This is a genomic window from Pseudomonas sp. RIT-PI-o (genome assembly GCF_001297215.1).
GTDB classification, from domain to species: Bacteria; Pseudomonadota; Gammaproteobacteria; order Pseudomonadales; family Pseudomonadaceae; genus Aquipseudomonas; species Aquipseudomonas moraviensis_A.
In genome coordinates this window covers 319475-338087 of the sequence record NZ_LHPA01000021.1, presented here as the reverse complement: position 1 = coordinate 338087, position 18613 = coordinate 319475, and the positions used below count along the sequence as shown (strand labels likewise).

Below are 18613 nucleotides of genomic sequence, written 5' to 3'. Positions count from 1 at the left end.
AAGCCACCTGCGCAAAAGTCGCTCAGCAAACCCAGGTCGCCGAATTCGGTTGATCGAGATGACGCTGCAGATAGTCGGCGAATTCCCTGCGCGGAATCGACCGTGCACCGAGGCTGTGAAGGTGATCGGTCGGCATCTGGCAGTCGATCAGGACAAAGCCGGCGGCTTTCAAATGCTGCACCAGGGTGGCGAAGCCGTACTTGGAAGCGTTGTCGGCGCGGCTGAACATCGACTCGCCAAAAAACAATCGACCCATCGCCAAGCCATACAGGCCGCCAACCAGTTGTCCATCGGCCCAGACTTCAACCGAGTGAGCGAAACTGCGCCGATGCAGTTCGACGTAGGCATCCTGCATGGCTTCAGTGATCCAGGTGCCATCGGCGTAATCACGGGGCGCAGCGCAGGCCTGGATGACGGCGGCGAAATCCTGATCGAAGGTCACTTGATAGCGTTGCTTGCGCAGTAACTTGCCGAGACTGCGCGAGATGTGCAGTTCGTCGGGAAACAGCACGGTGCGCGGATCCGGCGACCACCAGAGAATCGGTTGGCCCTCGGAGAACCAGGGAAAACAGCCGTGGCGATAGGCCTGGATCAGCCGGTCAGCGGAGAGATCGCCACCGGCGGCGAGCAGTCCGTTTGGCTCGCGCATGGCTTTTTCCAGGGGCGGAAAGGTCAGGGAATTACGTTGTAACCAAGTCAGCATGGCATCCAGGCTTGCAGAAGGGGAGGGCGATCAGGAGGGCGCGCAGCCCCGCGAAAGAGTTTGCCGCGAAACGGCGCCGATGTCCTGCACAGATGTCGGGGGCGATGACTGTCGAGCTGCAACTTGATGTGTCGCCCGTGGTCGTAAGCGTCACCGTATCGATGCCTGCTTAGCATTTCTGTCCGCCATATCTGACCAGCCTCGCTACGTTCATCAAATACAGCTCATAAGCCTTTGTCACGCAAGACAATGCATGCTCCAATTGCAACGCGATTCCCATGCGTTTGGCTATGCTCAAGGCTGAGCGCTCAAGCATGGCGTCGGGCGCACAAACCCGTACAATGCCGGGTTGTGACGGGCTTTTCGCTGTGCGGAGTGTTTATGGCTGTGTTTATAAAACCAGTGGCACAGTGTTAAAAGTAGTCTCAGTTGAGCTTTTCACCTTTTTACCTGCCTGGATCGGGCAGTTTTTTATCGTCATTCAATAGATGGACGCGCCTCGGGCGCAGGAAAAGAAGCGTTTTGAAGAAGACCACCGAAGCACCCAAAACAGTCGTTCCGCTCTGGCGCCAACAGCTGCACTACCGGCTCAAGGAAGGTGCATTGATCGCCATTGGCGCCTTGTGCCTGTTCCTGATGATGGCTTTGCTGACTTACGGCAAGGACGATCCGGGCTGGAGTCATAACAGCAAGATCGACGACGTGCAGAACTTCGGCGGCCCGGCAGGCTCGTACAGCGCCGATATCCTGTTCATGGTGCTCGGTTACTTCGCCTATATCTTTCCGCTGCTGCTGGCGGTCAAGGCGTACCAGATCTTCCGTCAACGCCACGAACCGTGGCAGTGGAGCGGCTGGCTGTTCTCCTGGCGCCTGATCGGTCTGGTATTCCTGGTGCTCTCGGGTGCTGCGCTGGCGCATATTCATTTCCATGCCGCGACCGGTCTGCCGGCTGGCGCTGGCGGGGCCTTGGGCGAAAGCCTTGGCGATCTGGCGAAAAATGCGCTGAACATTCAGGGCAGTACCCTGCTGTTCATCGCTCTGTTCCTCTTCGGCCTGACCGTATTTACCGACCTGTCGTGGTTCAAGGTGATGGATGTCACCGGCAAGATCACCCTTGATCTGTTCGAACTGTTCCAGGGCGCGCTCAACCGCTGGTGGTCGGCGCGCACCGAGCGCAAGCAACTGGTGGCGCAACTGCGTGAGGTCGATGACCGCGTACATGATGTGGTCGCACCCACTGTCACCGACAAGCGTGAGCAGGCCAAGGTCAAGGAGCGCCTGATCGAGCGCGAGCAAGCGCTGAGCAAGCACATGTCCGATCGCGAGAAGCAGGTGCCTCCGGTCATCGCGCCGGCACCGGCCAAGGCGCCAGAGCCGAGCAAGCGCGTGCAGAAAGAGAAACAGGCGCCGTTGTTCGTCGACAGCGCGGTGGAAGGCACCTTGCCGCCGATCTCGATTCTTGATCCTGCGGAAAAGAAACAACTCAACTATTCGCCTGAGTCGCTGGCAGCCGTCGGCCACTTGCTGGAAATCAAGCTCAAGGAATTCGGTGTCGAAGTCACGGTGGATTCGATTCATCCGGGCCCGGTGATTACCCGTTACGAGATCCAGCCTGCCGCTGGGGTAAAAGTCAGCCGCATCGCCAACCTGGCGAAAGACCTTGCACGCTCCCTGGCGGTGACCAGTGTGCGGGTGGTCGAGGTGATTCCGGGCAAGACCACCGTCGGTATCGAAATTCCCAACGAAGACCGTCAGATCGTGCGCTTCTCCGAAGTGCTGTCGACGCCCGAGTACGACAATTTCAAATCGCCGGTCACCCTGGCGCTCGGTCACGACATCGGTGGCAAGCCGGTCATCACTGACCTGGCGAAGATGCCGCACCTTTTGGTGGCCGGTACCACCGGTTCCGGCAAGTCCGTGGGCGTGAACGCGATGATCCTGTCGATCCTGTTCAAGTCCGGCCCGGACGACGCCAAGCTCATCATGATCGACCCGAAAATGCTCGAGCTGTCGATCTACGAAGGCATTCCGCATTTGTTGTGCCCGGTGGTGACCGACATGAAGGACGCCGCCAACGCCTTGCGCTGGAGCGTTGCCGAGATGGAGCGGCGCTACAAGCTGATGGCGAAGATGGGCGTGCGTAACCTGTCCGGCTTCAACGCCAAGGTCAAGGAAGCCCAGGATGCAGGCGAGCCGTTGAGCGATCCGCTGTACAAGCGTGAAAGCATTCACGACGAAGCGCCGCTGCTGCAGAAACTGCCGACCATTGTCGTGGTGGTCGACGAATTTGCCGACATGATGATGATCGTCGGCAAGAAGGTTGAAGAACTGATCGCGCGTATCGCGCAGAAGGCGCGTGCGGCGGGCATCCACTTGATCCTCGCAACCCAGCGTCCTTCGGTGGACGTGATCACCGGTCTGATCAAGGCCAACATCCCGACTCGCATGGCGTTCCAGGTGTCGAGCAAGATCGACTCGCGGACCATCATCGACCAGGGTGGCGCCGAGCAACTGCTGGGTCACGGTGACATGCTCTACATGCCGCCGGGTACCAGTTTGCCGATCCGGGTGCACGGCGCGTTCGTCTCCGACGATGAGGTTCACCGTGTGGTCGAGGCGTGGAAACTGCGCGGCGCGCCGGAATACAACGACGACATCCTCAACGGTGTCGAAGAGGCGGGCAGCGGCTTTGAAGGCAGTAGCGGTGGTGGCGACGGTGATGATCCGGAAGCCGACGCGCTGTATGACGAAGCGGTGCAGTTCGTCCTCGAAAGCCGTCGCGCGTCGATTTCCGCTGTTCAGCGCAAGCTGAAGATCGGCTACAACCGCGCCGCGCGGATGATCGAGGCGATGGAAATGGCCGGTGTCGTCACGTCAATGAACACCAACGGTTCGCGTGAAGTCCTGGCCCCGGGCCCGGTACGCGACTGAAACGCAATGACTCGGGCGGCGCAATGACGCGCCACCCGCTCTCCCACGTATTCAAGAGGACTCCAATGCGCCTTATCCGCATGCTGTTGCCAGTACTGGCGCTGACCACGCTCACGGCCCACGCCGATGAAAAGGACGTGGCGCGCCTGACTCAATTGCTGGAAACATCGAAAACCCTGTCGGCAAATTTTTCCCAGTTGACCCTCGACGGCGGCGGTACGCAGTTGCAGGAAACCACCGGCAACATGACGCTGCAGCGTCCGGGCCTGTTCTACTGGCACACCAACGCGCCGGCCGAGCAGACCATGGTCTCCGATGGCAAGAAAGTCACCCTGTGGGACCCGGACCTGGAACAGGCAACCATCAAGAAGCTCGACGAGCGTCTGACCCAGACCCCGGCGCTGCTGCTGTCCGGTGATGTCTCGAAGATCAGCCAGAGCTTCGATATCAGCGCGAAAGAGGCGGGCGGTGTGATCGACTTCACCCTCAAGCCGAAGACCAAGGACACCCTGTTCGACAATCTGCGCCTGTCCTTCCGCAACGGTCTGCTCAATGACATGCAACTGATCGACAGCGTCGGCCAGCGCACCAATATCCTGTTTACCGGTGTCAAGGCCAACGAAGCGGTGCCGGCATCCAAATTCAAATTCGACATTCCCAAGGGTGCCGACGTCATCCAGGAATAAACGCCAGGTTCCGTGTCGGAGCTACTGTGGCGAGGGAGCTTGCTCCCGCTGGACTGCGCAGCAGGCCCCGCTTCTGAATGAAGAGCGGGGCTGCTTCGCGCCCCGACGGGAGCAAGCTCTCTCGCCACAGGTTTAAAAAATCAGAGGTTTCAACGCTACGTGATGGATCTGTTTCGCAGTGCACCGATTGCCCAACCCTTGGCCGCGCGTCTGCGTGCGGCCAATCTGGATGAGTACGTCGGTCAGGAACACGTGCTCGCTCGCGGCAAGCCTCTGCGTGAGGCGCTGGAGCAGGGCGCGCTGCATTCGATGATCTTCTGGGGCCCACCGGGCGTGGGTAAGACCACCCTGGCGCGGTTGCTCGCGGAAGTCTCCGATGCGCACTTTGAAACCGTCTCGGCGGTACTCGCCGGGGTCAAGGAGATCCGTCAGGCGGTTGAGATCGCCAAGCAGCAGGCCGGCCAGTACGGCAAGCGCACGATCCTGTTTGTCGACGAAGTGCACCGCTTCAACAAGTCGCAGCAGGACGCCTTTCTGCCGTACGTTGAAGACGGCACGCTGATCTTCATCGGCGCCACCACCGAAAACCCTTCTTTCGAACTGAACAACGCATTGCTGTCGCGTGCCCGGGTCTATGTGTTGAAAAGCCTCGACGAAGCGGCGTTGCGCAAGCTGGTGCACCGCGCACTGACCGAAGAGCGCGGGTTGGGCAAGCGCAACCTGACGCTGAGCGATGAAGGTTTTCAGATGCTGCTGTCCGCCGCCGATGGCGATGGCCGGCGTCTGCTCAATCTGCTGGAGAACGCCTCCGATCTGGCCGAAGACAACAGCGAGATCGGCACCGAGTTGCTGCAAAGCCTGCTCGGCGACACCCGTCGGCGTTTCGACAAGGGTGGCGAAGCGTTTTACGACCAGATATCGGCGCTGCACAAATCAGTGCGCGGCTCCAATCCCGACGGCGCGCTGTACTGGTTTGCGCGGATGATCGACGGCGGTTGCGATCCGCTGTATCTGGCGCGGCGCGTGGTGCGCATGGCCAGCGAAGACATTGGCAATGCCGACCCGCGTGCGCTGAGCCTGTGCCTGGCGGCATGGGAGGTGCAGGAGCGTCTTGGCAGCCCGGAAGGCGAATTGGCAGTGGCCCAGGCCATCACGTATCTGGCCTGCGCACCGAAAAGCAATGCGGTGTACATGGGTTTCAAGACCGCCCTGCGCGCAGCGGCCGAAAACGGCTCCCTGGAAGTGCCGCTGCACCTGCGCAATGCTCCAACCAAGCTGATGAAGCAGTTGGGTTATGGCGACGAGTACCGCTATGCACACGATGAGCCGGACGCTTATGCCGCCGGCGAAGACTATTTCCCGGAAGAGCTCGAGCCGATTCCGTTCTATCAGCCAGTGCCCCGTGGCCTGGAGTTGAAGATCGGCGAGAAGCTCAATCACCTCGCTCAACTCGATCGTCTGAGCCCTCGGCAGCGGAGAAAGTAGTGGTCCCATTGATCCTCGCAGTGTCGGTCGGCGGCGTCGCTGGCACATTGTTGCGCTTCGCCACCGGCAATTGGGTCAGCGCCAATTGGCCGCGGCACTTCTATACCGCGACGCTGGCCGTTAATATCGTGGGCTGCCTGTTGATTGGCGTGTTGTATGGCCTGTTTTTGATACGCCCGGAAGTGCCGATCGAGGTGCGTGCCGGGTTGATGGTCGGCTTCCTCGGGGGGCTGACGACTTTTTCATCCTTTTCACTGGATACGGTGCGCCTGCTGGAAAGCGGGCAAGTGTTGCTGGCCCTCGGCTATGCGGCACTGAGCGTATTCGGCGGGCTGCTCGCAACATGGGCTGGCCTGTCCCTGACCAAACTTTGATAACGAGAAACCGACATGCTCGATTCCAAACTGTTACGTAGCAACCTTCAGGACGTAGCGGACCGCCTGGCTTCCCGTGGCTTTGCCCTGGACACCGCGCGCATCGAAGCGCTGGAAGAACAGCGCAAGACCGTCCAGACCCGCACCGAAGCACTGCAGGCTGAGCGTAACGCGCGTTCCAAATCCATCGGGCAGGCCAAGCAGCGTGGCGAAGACATCGCGCCGCTGATGGCGGACGTCGAGCGCATGGCGGGCGAACTGAGCGCTGGCAAGGTCGAGCTGGACGCGATCCAGACCGAACTCGATTCGATCCTGCTCGGTATCCCGAACCTGCCGCACGAGTCGGTGCCGGTCGGCAAGGACGAAGACGACAACGTCGAAGTGCGCCGCTGGGGCACGCCAACCCAATTCGATTTTGAAGTGAAAGATCACGTCGCTCTCGGCGAAAAGTTCGGCTGGCTGGACTTCGAAACCGCTGCCAAGCTGTCTGGCGCTCGTTTCGCCTTGTTGCGTGGCCCGATCGCGCGTCTGCATCGCGCGCTGGCACAGTTCATGATCAACCTGCACGTCAACGAGCATGGCTACGAAGAGGCGTACACGCCTTATCTGGTCCAGGCACCGGCACTGCAAGGCACCGGTCAACTGCCGAAGTTCGAAGAAGACCTGTTCAAGATCGTCCGTGAAGGCGAAGCCGATCTGTACCTGATCCCGACTGCCGAAGTATCGCTGACCAACATCGTTGCCGGCGAAATCGTCGATTCGAAGTCGCTGCCGATCAAGTTCGTCGCCCACCCCCCGTGCTTCCGTAGCGAAGCCGGCGCGTCGGGTCGCGACACGCGCGGGATGATTCGCCAGCACCAGTTCGACAAGGTCGAGATGGTGCAGATCGTTGAGCCGTCGCAATCGATGGAAGCGTTGGAAGGCCTGACCGCCAACGCCGAAAAAGTCTTGCAACTCCTCGGCCTGCCTTACCGCACCCTGGCACTGTGCACCGGCGACATGGGTTTCCGCGCGGTCAAGACCTACGATCTGGAAGTGTGGATCCCGAGCCAGGACAAATACCGCGAAATCTCTTCGTGCTCCAACTGCGGCGACTTCCAGGCGCGTCGCATGCAGGCGCGTTTCCGTAACCCGGAAACCGGCAAGCCTGAGCTGGTGCACACCTTGAACGGTTCCGGGCTGGCGGTCGGTCGTACCCTGGTTGCCGTGCTGGAAAACTATCAGCAGGCCGACGGTTCCATCCGTGTGCCGGACGTGCTCAAGCCGTACATGGGTGGCCTTGAGGTCATCGGCTAAATGAAATATCTGCCGCTGTTTCACAACCTGCGCGGCAGTCGTGTGTTGGTCGTCGGTGGGGGGGAAATTGCCTTGCGCAAATCCCGCCTGCTGGCCGATGCCGGTGCGCTGCTGCGGGTGGTCGCACCTGAAATCGAAACGCAACTGGCCGAACTGGTCGCTGGCAGCGGCGGTGAATGCCTGTTGCGCGGCTACGTCGAGACGGATCTGGACGGTTGCGGGCTGATCATTGCCGCCACCGACGACGAAACGCTGAATGCGCAAGTCTCCACCGACGCGCATCGGCGTTGCGTGCCGGTCAACGTGGTCGATGCGCCTGCCCTGTGCAGCGTGATCTTCCCGGCGATCGTCGATCGCTCGCCGTTGATCATCGCCGTCTCCAGCGGCGGCGATGCGCCGGTACTGGCGCGTCTGATCCGCGCCAAGATTGAAACCTGGATTCCCTCTACTTACGGTCAGTTGGCTGGGCTGGCTGCACGTTTCCGCCATCAGGTGAAAAACCTGTTTCCGGATGTGCAGCAGCGTCGTGGCTTCTGGGAAGACGTGTTTCAGGGCCCGATCGCCGATCGGCAACTGGCCGGGCAGGGCGCTGAAGCCGAGCGTCTGTTGCAGGCGAAGGTGGATGGCGAGCCAATGGTCACCACTGGCGAGGTTTATCTGGTCGGTGCCGGCCCGGGTGATCCGGATCTGTTGACCTTTCGCGCACTGCGTCTGATGCAGCAAGCCGACGTGGTGCTCTACGATCGTCTGGTGGCACCGGCGATTCTGGAATTGTGCCGTCGCGATGCCGAGCGGGTGTATGTCGGCAAGCGTCGTTCCGAACATGCGGTGCCGCAGGACCAGATCAACCAGCAACTGGTCGATTTGGCCAAGGCCGGCAAGCGCGTGGTGCGGTTGAAGGGCGGCGATCCGTTTATCTTCGGCCGCGGTGGTGAGGAGATTGAAGAACTCGCCGCTCACGGCATCCCGTTCCAGGTGGTACCCGGGATCACGGCGGCCAGCGGTTGTGCGGCCTACGCGGGAATTCCGCTGACCCATCGCGACCACGCGCAGTCCGTGCGGTTTGTCACTGGGCACTTGAAGGATGGTTCCACCGATCTGCCATGGGCTGACCTGGTGGCCCCGGCGCAGACGCTGGTGTTCTACATGGGCCTGGTGGGGTTGCCGGTCATCTGCGAGCAGTTGATCAGACACGGCCGCGCAGCTGAAACTCCGGCGGCGTTGATTCAGCAGGGCACCACGATCAATCAGCGGGTCTTTACCGGCACGCTGGCCGACTTGCCGCGATTGGTGGCGGAGCATGAAGTGCATGCGCCGACATTGGTAATCGTCGGTGAAGTGGTGCAACTGCGCGAGAAACTGGCCTGGTTCGAAGGGGCGCAGGCGCAAATCTGAGTCAAAGCAAAAAGATCGCAGCCTTCGGAAGCTCCTACAGGGAACGCATTCTCATGTAGGAGCTGCCGAAGGCTGCGATCTTTTGCTTTTGTGGTTAGCCCCTGCGCCAAACCCCTTTCCCAATCAACCGCGCCCGATCATGGGCCACGCTGAAATCCTGCTCCGGCCCCTTCGGTACAACGCCCGTCGGGTTAATCGTCTTGTGACTGCCGTAGTAGTGATGCTTGATGTGCTGAAAATCTACCGTTTCGGCAATCCCCGGCCACTGATACATCTCACGCAGCCAGTTCGACAGGTTCGGGTAATCGGCAATCCGCCGCAGGTTGCACTTGAAGTGGCCGTGATACACCGCGTCAAAGCGAATCATCGTGGTGAACAGACGCACATCGGCTTCGGTCAGGTATTCCCCGCTCAGGTAGCGATTGGCACCCAGCAGTTGCTCAAGATGATCCAGCTCGGCAAATACTTCATCGAATGCCTGTTCGTAGGCCTGCTGCGACGTGGCAAAACCGGCGCGGTAGACACCGTTGTTCACCGCTGGATAGATCCGTTCGTTCAGTGCATCGATCTCGTTGCGTAGCGGCTCTGGGTAAAAGTCCAGATCGTTGCCGGTGAGATCGTCGAACGCGCTGTTGAACATGCGGATGATTTCCGCTGATTCATTGCTGACGATGCGCTTGAGTTTCTTGTCCCACAGCACTGGCACCGTCACACGCCCGGTGTAGTCAGGCGTGTCAGCGGTATAGCGCTGATGCATGAATTCGAAGCCATCAAGCTTGTCACCGGTCGAGCCGAGCGCCTTGTCAAAGGTCCAGCCGTTTTCCAGCATCAGCCAGCTGACGACCGAAACGCCGATCAGGCTTTCCAGCCCTTTGAGTTTGCGCAGGATCAGCGTGCGATGCGCCCAAGGGCAGGCAAGGGAAACGTAGAGGTGGTAGCGCCCGGCTTCGGCCGCGAAACCGCCTTCGCCGCTGGGGCCGGGCTGGCCGTCGCTGGTTACCCAGTTGCGTCGCTGCGCTTGCTCGCGCTGGAATGCGCCGTCCTTGCTGCTTTCGTACCACTTGTCCTGCCAGTGGCCGTCGACGAGTAAACCCATGATCAAGACTCCCAAAACCAATATGCGTTGGAGTCGAGTCTATTCCGATGAGTTCGAACAAAAAGCGCAAAGATCGGGCGCTAATGATCGGTTAGATCGATGTGTTGCGTGCTGCCCAATATTGCTCGGCGGTGATGAACGCCTGTTCACGATTTTGACCAAGGCCGCGCAGGGCAAGGGCCATGGTCGCAATCAAGGCCATTTGCGGGTAACTGTCGACCACGTCGCCACGCCACACGGCTTTCAAGTGTTCGATGTCCAGCGAGGCGGGTTTGACGTGGCGTTGCGCTGACAACTGTGGCCATTCTTCGTCCCAGCTCTGACCGCCGGTTGTGCCGTAGAGATGGCTGGTCGCGTCGGGGTTGATCTCGATTTCACCGCCGTCGCCCTTGACCACGATCGCCGTATCGCCAAGCAAACCGCTGGCATCGCGGTGCACCGCCTGGTAGCCCGGATGGAAAATGCTTTGCAGGCCACAACGCGCGCCCAGCGGATTGAGAATCCGCGCCAGCGAGTGGATCGGTGAACGCAGGCCGAGGGTGTTGCGCAGGTCGATCATCTTCTGCAACTGCGGCGCCCAGTCCACCAGCGGCATAAAGGCCAGGCCGCCGTTGTCCAGTGCCGTTCCGACCTGCTGCCAGTTGCGGCACAGGGGAATGTTCAGTTCGCCCAGCAGTTGTTCGCTGTACAGACGCCCGGCCGTGTGCGCGCCGCCGCCATGCATGAAAATGCGTACGCCATTCTGTGCGAGACATTTGGCTGCCAGCAGATACCACGGCAGATGGCGTTTTTTGCCGGCGTAGGTCGGCCAGTCCAGATCGACATTCATTGCCGGCGCCTGCAAGCGTTGGCGCAGCGCCTCGGTGAAACCGGCCATTTCCTCGGCGCTTTCTTCCTTGTGCCGCAGCAACATCAGGAAGGCGCCGAGTTGCGTATCTTCTACCTGATCGTCAAGCACCATGCCCATCGCCTCGCGGGCTTCCTCACGCGTCAGGTCGCGGGCGCCGCGTTTGCCTTTGCCGAGAATCCGTACGTATTGCGCGAACGGATGCTCGGCAGGCGTTTCGAGGGTCAATGCTGGAAAGTCGGTCATAGGCAATTCGTTGGTTTGGGCAGGCCCGCCAGCTTCGCGGCGAGTTTGGCAGGGGTGCCTTTGAACAGTCGATTCAAGTGCAGACTGTTGCCTTTGTCCGCGCCAAGCTTCAACGCGGTGTACTTGATCAGCGGCCGCGTGGCCGGGGACAGCTGGAACTCGGCGTAGAAGCTGCGCAGCAGTTCGAGGACTTCCCAGTGTTCGGGGGTCAACTCGATGTCCTCGGCGGCGGCAAGGGCGCTGGCGACTTCGGCCGACCAGTCGCTGAGGTCGACGAGAAAGCCGTCTTTGTCCAGTTCGATGGCGCGGGCGCCGACGGTCATCGAATTCATAGCCAGCTGTTGACCTTGGCGTGACGGACCGACAGCTCGACGAAGGCCGGATAATCGATGGCTTCAGCCCAATCCGGAACCTCGATCGCACGGGCCTGAGCGTCTTCAACCAATACAAACAGATTGGCTGGCCGTGCTTGCAGGGCAGAGAACGGCACAGTGTCCGGTTGCAGCGCATACACCGCATCACCGGCCAACAAAACCGCATCTGCGCTGCCGAGCAGGCGCAGGCAACTGGTCAGGCGGTCGTCGCCGAATGGGGAATGAGACAACACATGCAAAGTCGACATCAGAGGGTGATCACCTGGTCGTAACGGTCAATAAGGGCAGTGATTTGATCGGTGGCAAGCGGCTGCGCTTCGTCCAGCGACAGTTGGCCAAGACCGCGCGCGTGGGCGCTTTCTGCGCAATAGAACAGCTCCTCGACACCAAACATCGGCAACGCCTGCAGGTTGGCGCTGAGGTCTTTCTGCTGCAGGGCCTTGGCGTTCTGCCCGGCGGCCAGTTGCAGCACGCCGTCATCGAGAAACAGCAGGCCGATCGGCAAATCGAAGGCGCCCCCGGCCAGCACTATGTCCAGCGCTTCCCGCGCGCCGGGGCCGGACCAGGGCGATTGGCGACTGATGATCAACAGCGATTTGGCCATGTTCACGCGCCTCCGAAACAGACAAGACGGTCAGCGTCCTGCACGGCGTCGTGCAACTGACCAAGACCGGACAATTCCCACGGTGCGCTGAGCGAAATCGCATCACGCTGGTAACGCTTGGCTTCTTCTTCGTTCAATACACCACGGCGAAGCGCGGCGGCGATGCAAACCACGCCATCGAGTTGCTTATCGTTGATAAAGGCGCGCCATTGCTTGGGCAAGTCCGGTTCATCCTGTGGCGTCACCACTGCATCGGAGGCGTTGAACACGCCGTCCTGATAGAAAAACAGCCGGACAATCTCGTGCCCGCCGGCCAGCGCGGCCTGGGCAAACAGCAGGGCACGGCGCGAGGAGGGCGCATGGGCGGCGGAAAACAGCGCAATGGCGAACTTCATGATGGACTCGATCAGCGAAACTGCGGCCATGATAAAGCTTTATTGCAGCAGCCGCGAAACCTCAGTTTTACGCGATGCCCTTGTAGGAGTGAGCCTGCTCGCGATAGCGGTGTGTCATCCACAAAACGTTCGCTGACACACCGCTATCGCGAGCAGGCTCACTCCTACAGGAAAGCTACGGGGTAATGCCGTAAAGATCGCAATACTCGATCCAGTCCAACCCCGCCATTTCCGCCACCTCGCGATGCACCTCGAGCCGTTGTGCCTGATACTCCTCCGGCGAATCAGCGGTCAACTGCAACGTCAGTTCCCAGGCGAACAACCCCTGTCTTTCCGCCTCTTCTTCAAACGCCTCATGCAGGCGTTCTTCGCGATACTGCGCCTGGGTTTCGCCCTTCGCCTGAGCCAGCAGCGGGTTGAGATGGTCGAGGGTTTCACGCAGTTCGGGTCGTGCTTCGAGAAACAATTTCAGAGCGTGTTCATGTCGCTGGTCGCTAGGCGCCATGTAATTTCCTTGTGTGGCTGAAGACGTAGGGTGGCGCAGTTGCTCGCGCATGTCGCGCCTAAAAACAGTAAAGCAGAACGATTTGCCGCCTTGCAGTGCTACAGTCCGCTTTTTTCTCGATGAGCGAATGCAATGCGAATGCTGATGGTAGCGCTGGCGGCGGCCCTGTTGGCCGGGTGCGCCGGTTCGGTGATGAACGACGCTCGTACCAAGAGCCCTGACAAGGTCCTGACCTCGGACAAGCCGGAGAAAGACGTCGCCCAGTGCGTGCAATTCGCCTGGCAGGACGAAGCGGTATTCGGCGTCGACGCGGCGGCCTATCTGGAACCGCGCAAGTCCGGCGGCACGACGGTCTACACCCGCTCGGCGGAGTCGTTCGTCGATGTGATCACCGAAGCCTCCGGTACGACCCTCAACTACTACGCGCAGCAGGATGATTTTGTCGCGATGCGGCGGATGGCGGCGATGGCGACCTGCCTCTGATTGGGTGTCGAGGCGACTGGCGCTTTCGCGAGCAGGCTCGCTCCCACAAGTTGAAATGCATTCCAATTTGGGAGCGAGCGTGCTCGCGAAGACGACGGCGCAATCAGTCAATCAGGCGCTTCTGAAAGAAATGCCGCTTGTGTCCCGGTGGATAGTCAACGATCTCACCGAACTGGCTGAAGCCCAGTTTCTGGTAAAACTCCGGCGCCTGAAAGTCGAAGGTGTCGAGCCAGATTCCGTAGCAATTCTTCTCTTCAGCCAATGCTTGTGCCTGAGCCATCAATTGGGAGCCAATCCCCTGTCCTCGCCCTTGTTCCGGTACTGACAGGAGATCGATGAACATCCAGCGTAAAGTCACTCGTCCGTATAAACCGCCCAGTATCGCGCCATGCTCATCCTTGACCATCAAGGCGAACGGCTCTGTTTTCGATATGCCGGTTTTCGCATCGTTGTATTCAATCAATGGTTGAAGAATGGCCTGGCGCTGTTCCTCGGTAGGATTCTGCGTCAACTCGATACGCAAATTCATGCATGACTTCCTTGTGTAATGGAGCGTCCAGCCTACCGCGTCCGTGCAGGCGCCTCCAAGCCCTTCGATCAAACCAGCGGAACCGTCAAACCAGCGCTGCGGTCTAGGCTTCATCGCGCCTTTCCCTGAGCGCGATTGATGAGGAAATCCCGTGAATATTTTTGAAGCCCTGCGCGAAAGCCACGAGCGCCAGCGCGCTTACGCCAAGGCGCTGATCGCGACAAGCGGCGACAGCCCTGAGCGGGTCGAGGCCTACAAACAGCTCAAAGCAGAATTGCAAGCCCATGAAACCGCCGAAGAGCGGCACTTCTACATCCCGCTGATGGCAATCGACGAAGGCGTTGATCTGAGCCGCCACGCCATCTCCGAACACCATGAAATGGACGAGATTATGGAAGAACTCGACGAGACCGAGATGTCCAGCCCAGCGTGGCTGGCCACGGCGAAGAAGCTTTCCGACAAGGTCCATCACCACCTTGAGGAAGAAGAGCACAAATTCTTCCAGATGGCCGGCAAGCTGCTCGACGATAAACAGAAAACGCAACTCGCCGGACAGTACGAAAAGGAGTACCAGGCGCAACTGTCTTGAATCGCCCAAGGGCGATTTCGTCAACTCAGCGTGTAGGCGTTCAGCCACACGTTGAGTGCGATGCGTCGTCGATCACTGGTTATCCATCCAGTGTTTGCGGGTTTTTTGGGTTTTGCATGATCACGCTGCGACAAAAGCGCCAATGGACAAAAAAACCGTCTCCGTTAGCTTGAAGGCCTCTCCTCGGGAAGGAGAGTTCTCAAATCAACGGAGTGAAAAACATGAATCAGGCAATCCCACAAACCGAACTGAAGCACGGTCGCGTCATCTCACCCGCCAGTCGCGGTGCTGTCGCCATTGACCTTGGCTTGCTCGGCGGCTGGCAGGTCAATGAAATGGAAGGCGGCAAGAACTTCCCGGCAATTGAGGCCGGACCGTTTCCATCGCCTTTCGAAACCGACTCTGCCAGCGTCGCGCCGCCAGCTGACGGCTACATTCTCAGCGGCGGCAAGACCGATGCCCGCGATTGTGTGAACTACACCAGTGACGAAATGAGCAAGAAGCTCGGTCGTTCCTTCAACTGGCCGCTGCTGAGTGTCGATCCGGGCCAGATCCTCAAGGTCAGTTGGACCTACACCGCGCCGCACACCACCCGTGGTTATCGCTGGTTGATCACCCGGGAAGGCTGGGATCCTCAGCAACGGATCACGCGTGCACAACTGGAAGCACAGCCTTTCTTCGAAGACTTCTACCCGCAGGTGCCTTATTACAGTCATGCCGGTGAGTTGAAGGCGAAGGTCGATCATGAAGTGAAGCTGCCGGCGCACAAGAGGGGCCATCACGTCATTGTGCTGATGTGGATCGTCGCCAACACCGGCAACGCCTTCTATCAGGCCTTCGACGTCGACTTCCAGTAACAGCGGACGCTGAGCGAGCCCGGTAGCGCTGCCGGGCTTTTGTTGTCGGCGCATTTGTCCGACCATGGCAGCTCACACATGAAGACAGGATCAGACGCGATGTCCAACACAGCCGAACGGGTCAACATCGTCGACACTCAAGTGTTGTCCCACGACTGGTATCTGCTGAAGAAAATCACCTTCGATTACCACCGCAACAACGGTGAGTGGCAACGTCAGACTCGCGAGGTTTACGACCGGGGCAACGGCGCGGCGATTCTGCTGTTCAACCGCGAAAAGCGCTCGGTGGTATGGCCCCGCCAGTTCCGCTTGCCGGTGTTCGTCAATGGCCATGACGGTTTGCTGATCGAGGTGGCGGCGGGTTTGCTCGAAGGTGCCGCGCCCGAGCAACGCATTCGTGACGAAGCCGAGGAGGAAACCGGTTACCGCGTGCATGAAGTGAAGAAGGTGTTCGAGGCGTATATGAGCCCCGGCTCGGTGACCGAGAAGCTGCACTTCTTTATCGCCGAATACGACGCGGCGTCCAAAGTCAGCGACGGTGGCGGCCTGGAAGAAGAAACCGAAGAACTGGAAGTGCTCGAGTGGGGGTTCGATGAGGCGCTGGCGGCATTCCAGCGCGGCGAGATCTGCGATGCCAAGACCATCATGTTGTTGCAGTACGCAGCGATGAACAAGCTGTTCGCTTGATGAACATCGCAGCCTTCAACGCATCTTCATGTAGGAGCCGCCGAAGGCTGCGATCTTCTGATCTTTCTTGAATGGCTAAAACAGATCGCCGGTTTTACCGATCTGCGCCCACTGGCCACCCTCAAGCGTCAGCAAGCGCTCTTTAGCGTCAAGCCCACCGGCGAAGCCAGTCAGTTTCCCCGAAGCGCCGATCACCCGATGACACGGCGCAACAATGGAAATCGGATTGCGCCCGTTGGCGGCGCCGACCGCTCGAACCGCTGCCGGATGGCCAATCTGCGCAGCAATCTGGCTGTAGGTGCGCGTCTCGCCGAAGGGAATGGTCAGCAGTGCCGCCCAGACTTTTTTCTGGAATTCACTGCCGACAAATTCCAGCTCCAGATCGAAGCGATTTCGTGTGCCGGCAAAGTATTCATCGAGTTGCCGAGCGGTCAGCATGAGGATCGGATTGTCCGGTGCTTCGCTCATCGGCCCAAGCCGTACCCGGTTCGGTTTGTCGTTTTCCCAGAGGATGGCCGCGAGTCGACTGCCGTTCGCGACCAGCTTCAATGCGCCGACCGGCGAGGGCAGGGTGATGAACGTATAAGGCATGACGGCGACTCCGGAGCGGGGGCGATAACGCGGTCAGCATACTGGCTGAACGGGGAGGCGCAATACGCAAAGCCGACCATACTGCTTGTTGCTCCTGAAGCGTTGCCCTGCGTTTCGCGCAGTCCCCAAAAACAAAAAAGAGATCGACTCATGAAGTACGAACCTTTGGCCAGATCGCTCATTGCGACTTCCCTGGCGCTCAGCTGTCTCATGGCTCATGCGGCATCGGTGGCGCCGGTTGCGGCGGAAAACGGCATGGTCGTCACCGCGCAGCATCTGGCGACCCACGTTGGCGTCGATGTGTTGAAAAACGGCGGCAATGCCGTGGATGCGGCTGTGGCCGTGGGCTATGCACTGGCGGTGGTCTACCCGGCTGCGGGCAACCTTGGCGGTGGCGGGTTCATGACCATTCAACTGGCGGACGGGCGCAAGACCTTTCTCGATTTCCGTGAGAAAGCTCCGCTGGCAGCGACAGCGAACATGTATCTGGACAAGGAAGGTAACGTCATTCCGGACCTGAGTACTCGCGGTCACCTGGCGGTGGGCGTACCGGGCACGGTGTCGGGCATGGAGCTGGCCCTGAGCAAATACGGGACCAAACAGCGCAAGGAGATGATCGCCCCGGCGATCAAGCTGGCCGAAGATGGTTTTGAACTGCAGCAGGGCGATGTCGAACTGCTCGAATACGCGACGGATGTGTTCAAGAAGGACATACGCGATTCCGGCTCGATTTTCCTCAGCAACGGCGAGCCGATGCAGGTCGGGCAGAAACTGGTGCAAAAGGATCTGGCGAAAACCCTGCGGACGATTTCCGACAAGGGCGCCGACGGCTTCTACAAAGGCTGGGTCGCCGATGCCATCGTCACCTCCAGCCAGGCCAACACGGGCATCATCACCCAGGCTGATCTGGACAAGTACAAGACTCGCGAACTGGCCCCGGTGGAGTGTGATTATCGCGGTTACCACGTGGTCTCGGCGCCGCCGCCAAGCTCCGGCGGGGTGGTGATCTGCCAGATCATGAACATCCTCGAAGGCTATCCGATGAAGGATCTGGGCTTCCATTCGGCTCAGGGCATGCACTACCAGATCGAAGCCATGCGCCACGCGTACGTCGATCGCAACAGCTACCTCGGCGATCCGGATTTCGTGAAGAATCCGATCGAGCACCTGCTGGACAAGAACTATGCGACCAAACTGCGCAACGCCATCCAGCCGCAAAAGGCCGGCGTATCGGCTGAACTCAAGCCCGGTGTAGCGCCCCATGAAGGCAGCAATACCACGCACTATTCGATCGTCGACAAGTGGGGCAATGCTGTCTCGGTCACTTACACCCTCAATGACTGGTTCGGTGCGGGCGTGATGGCGAGCAAGACCGGGGTGATCCTCAACGACGAAATGGACGACTTCACCTCCAAGGTCGGCGTGCCGAACATGTACGGGCTGGTCCAGGGCGAAGCCAATGCCATTGCCCCGGGCAAGGCACCGCTGTCGTCGATGAGTCCGACCATCGTCACCAAGGACGGCAAAGTGGTCATGGTGGTTGGCACGCCGGGCGGTAGCCGGATCATTACTGCGACCTTGCTGACCATGCTCAACGTCATCGACTACGGCATGGGCCTGCAGGAAGCAGTCGACGCGCCGCGCTTCCATCAGCAGTGGATGCCGGAAGAAACCAACCTCGAAGACTTCGCAGCCAGCCCGGATACGCGAAAGATCCTTGAAAGCTGGGGCCACAAGTTTGCCGGCCCGCAGGATCCCAACCATATCGCCGCGATTCTGGTTGGCGCACCGTCGCTGGATGGCAAACCGGTTGGCAAGAACCGCTTCTACGGCGCCAACGATCCACGGCGCAATACCGGCTTGTCATTGGGTTACTGAGCGGAGTAAAAAGGGGCGGGCTCAAGTCCGCCCCATCTTCAAGGACTGATCAAGGAAGGCTC

21 protein-coding genes are annotated in these 18613 nt (G+C 59.8%); 11 read left to right on the top strand and 10 right to left on the bottom strand.

The annotated features are described in order from the left end of the window. Positions 1–22: 22 nt before the first annotated feature. The gene (gene aat, locus AEQ63_RS12605) at positions 23–703 is read right to left on the bottom strand and encodes a leucyl/phenylalanyl-tRNA--protein transferase (protein ID WP_064363632.1); all 681 of its coding nucleotides are present in this window, start codon (positions 701–703) and stop codon (positions 23–25) included. Between the two features lie 522 nt (positions 704–1225). On the opposite strand from aat, the gene ftsK reads away from it, so the two are divergent. From ftsK to cysG, 6 genes are all read left to right on the top strand, one after another. Then, positions 1226–3634 (top strand): DNA translocase FtsK, encoded by a 2409-nt coding sequence (gene ftsK / locus AEQ63_RS12600; protein WP_041477069.1) that lies wholly within the window; start codon positions 1226–1228, stop codon positions 3632–3634. 65 nt (positions 3635–3699) lie between these two features. Next, complete coding sequence (gene lolA / locus AEQ63_RS12595) at positions 3700–4320, top strand: outer membrane lipoprotein chaperone LolA (RefSeq protein ID WP_042609224.1); 621 nt, start codon at positions 3700–3702, stop codon at positions 4318–4320. Between the two features lie 162 nt (positions 4321–4482). Further along, the gene (locus AEQ63_RS12590) at positions 4483–5805 is read left to right on the top strand and encodes a replication-associated recombination protein A (RefSeq protein WP_042609225.1); all 1323 of its coding nucleotides are present in this window, start codon (positions 4483–4485) and stop codon (positions 5803–5805) included. Then, positions 5805–6179 carry a fluoride efflux transporter CrcB gene (gene crcB, locus AEQ63_RS12585; RefSeq protein WP_016775261.1) on the top strand — a complete coding sequence of 125 codons (375 nt, stop codon included), beginning with the start codon at positions 5805–5807 and terminating at the stop codon, positions 6177–6179. Before AEQ63_RS12590 ends, crcB begins: the two co-directional genes overlap by 1 nt. A gap of 15 nt (positions 6180–6194) precedes the next feature. Continuing rightward, positions 6195–7475 (top strand): serine--tRNA ligase, encoded by a 1281-nt coding sequence (gene serS / locus AEQ63_RS12580; RefSeq protein ID WP_064363631.1) that lies wholly within the window; start codon positions 6195–6197, stop codon positions 7473–7475. Next, positions 7476–8870, top strand: coding sequence for a siroheme synthase CysG (gene cysG / locus AEQ63_RS12575; protein ID WP_064363630.1), 1395 nt, complete (start codon positions 7476–7478; stop codon positions 8868–8870). Between the two features lie 94 nt (positions 8871–8964). Here cysG and AEQ63_RS12570 read toward each other — a convergent pair whose 3' ends face one another. From AEQ63_RS12570 to AEQ63_RS12540, 7 genes are all read right to left on the bottom strand, one after another. Next, positions 8965–9966: a glutathione S-transferase family protein gene (locus AEQ63_RS12570; protein ID WP_064363629.1), complete on the bottom strand. Its 1002-nt coding sequence runs from the start codon at positions 9964–9966 to the stop codon at positions 8965–8967. A gap of 91 nt (positions 9967–10057) precedes the next feature. Next, complete coding sequence (locus AEQ63_RS12565; RefSeq protein ID WP_042609229.1) at positions 10058–11059, bottom strand: glycosyl transferase family protein; 1002 nt, start codon at positions 11057–11059, stop codon at positions 10058–10060. Beyond that, positions 11056–11391: a TusE/DsrC/DsvC family sulfur relay protein gene (locus tag AEQ63_RS12560; protein ID WP_016770652.1), complete on the bottom strand. Its 336-nt coding sequence runs from the start codon at positions 11389–11391 to the stop codon at positions 11056–11058. Before AEQ63_RS12560 ends, AEQ63_RS12565 begins: the two co-directional genes overlap by 4 nt. Beyond that, complete coding sequence (gene tusB, locus AEQ63_RS12555) at positions 11388–11681, bottom strand: sulfurtransferase complex subunit TusB (RefSeq protein WP_064363628.1); 294 nt, start codon at positions 11679–11681, stop codon at positions 11388–11390. The genes AEQ63_RS12560 and tusB overlap by 4 nt, the downstream gene beginning before the upstream one ends. Continuing rightward, the gene (gene tusC / locus AEQ63_RS12550) at positions 11681–12037 is read right to left on the bottom strand and encodes a sulfurtransferase complex subunit TusC (protein WP_042609231.1); all 357 of its coding nucleotides are present in this window, start codon (positions 12035–12037) and stop codon (positions 11681–11683) included. The genes tusB and tusC overlap by 1 nt, the downstream gene beginning before the upstream one ends. A gap of 2 nt (positions 12038–12039) precedes the next feature. After that, positions 12040–12432 carry a sulfurtransferase complex subunit TusD gene (gene tusD / locus AEQ63_RS12545; RefSeq protein WP_042609397.1) on the bottom strand — a complete coding sequence of 131 codons (393 nt, stop codon included), beginning with the start codon at positions 12430–12432 and terminating at the stop codon, positions 12040–12042. A 175-nt stretch (positions 12433–12607) separates the two neighbouring features. After that, positions 12608–12937: a DUF6388 family protein gene (locus AEQ63_RS12540; RefSeq protein ID WP_064363627.1), complete on the bottom strand. Its 330-nt coding sequence runs from the start codon at positions 12935–12937 to the stop codon at positions 12608–12610. 132 nt (positions 12938–13069) lie between these two features. Here AEQ63_RS12540 and AEQ63_RS12535 point away from each other — a divergent pair, with 132 nt between their 5' ends. Next, on the top strand, positions 13070–13420 hold the full coding sequence (locus AEQ63_RS12535; RefSeq protein WP_042609233.1) for a hypothetical protein: 351 nt from the start codon (positions 13070–13072) through the stop codon (positions 13418–13420). Positions 13421–13523: 103 nt separating this feature from the next. Here AEQ63_RS12535 and AEQ63_RS12530 read toward each other — a convergent pair whose 3' ends face one another. Then, entirely contained in the window at positions 13524–13949 is a 426-nt protein-coding gene (locus tag AEQ63_RS12530) for a GNAT family N-acetyltransferase (RefSeq protein ID WP_064363626.1), read from the bottom strand. Positions 13950–14100: 151 nt separating this feature from the next. Between AEQ63_RS12530 and AEQ63_RS12525 the strand changes: the two genes are divergently transcribed. The 3 genes from AEQ63_RS12525 (at position 14101) to AEQ63_RS12515 (ending at position 16082) form a co-directional block, all read left to right on the top strand. Next, positions 14101–14538: a hemerythrin domain-containing protein gene (locus AEQ63_RS12525; protein WP_064363625.1), complete on the top strand. Its 438-nt coding sequence runs from the start codon at positions 14101–14103 to the stop codon at positions 14536–14538. Positions 14539–14759: 221 nt separating this feature from the next. Beyond that, positions 14760–15395, top strand: a complete 636-nt coding sequence (locus AEQ63_RS12520) for a lytic polysaccharide monooxygenase auxiliary activity family 9 protein (RefSeq protein ID WP_064363624.1) — start codon at positions 14760–14762, stop codon at positions 15393–15395. A gap of 99 nt (positions 15396–15494) precedes the next feature. Then, positions 15495–16082 carry an NUDIX domain-containing protein gene (locus AEQ63_RS12515; RefSeq protein ID WP_064363623.1) on the top strand — a complete coding sequence of 196 codons (588 nt, stop codon included), beginning with the start codon at positions 15495–15497 and terminating at the stop codon, positions 16080–16082. A 75-nt stretch (positions 16083–16157) separates the two neighbouring features. On the opposite strand, the gene AEQ63_RS12510 is transcribed toward AEQ63_RS12515, so the two are convergent. Continuing rightward, a complete protein-coding gene (locus AEQ63_RS12510; RefSeq protein WP_064363622.1) occupies positions 16158–16673 on the bottom strand; it encodes a methylated-DNA--[protein]-cysteine S-methyltransferase in 516 nt (171 codons plus the stop codon). Positions 16674–16823: 150 nt separating this feature from the next. On the opposite strand from AEQ63_RS12510, the gene ggt reads away from it, so the two are divergent. Next, on the top strand, positions 16824–18551 hold the full coding sequence (gene ggt, locus AEQ63_RS12505; RefSeq protein ID WP_064363621.1) for a gamma-glutamyltransferase: 1728 nt from the start codon (positions 16824–16826) through the stop codon (positions 18549–18551). Positions 18552–18613: the final 62 nt, after the last annotated feature.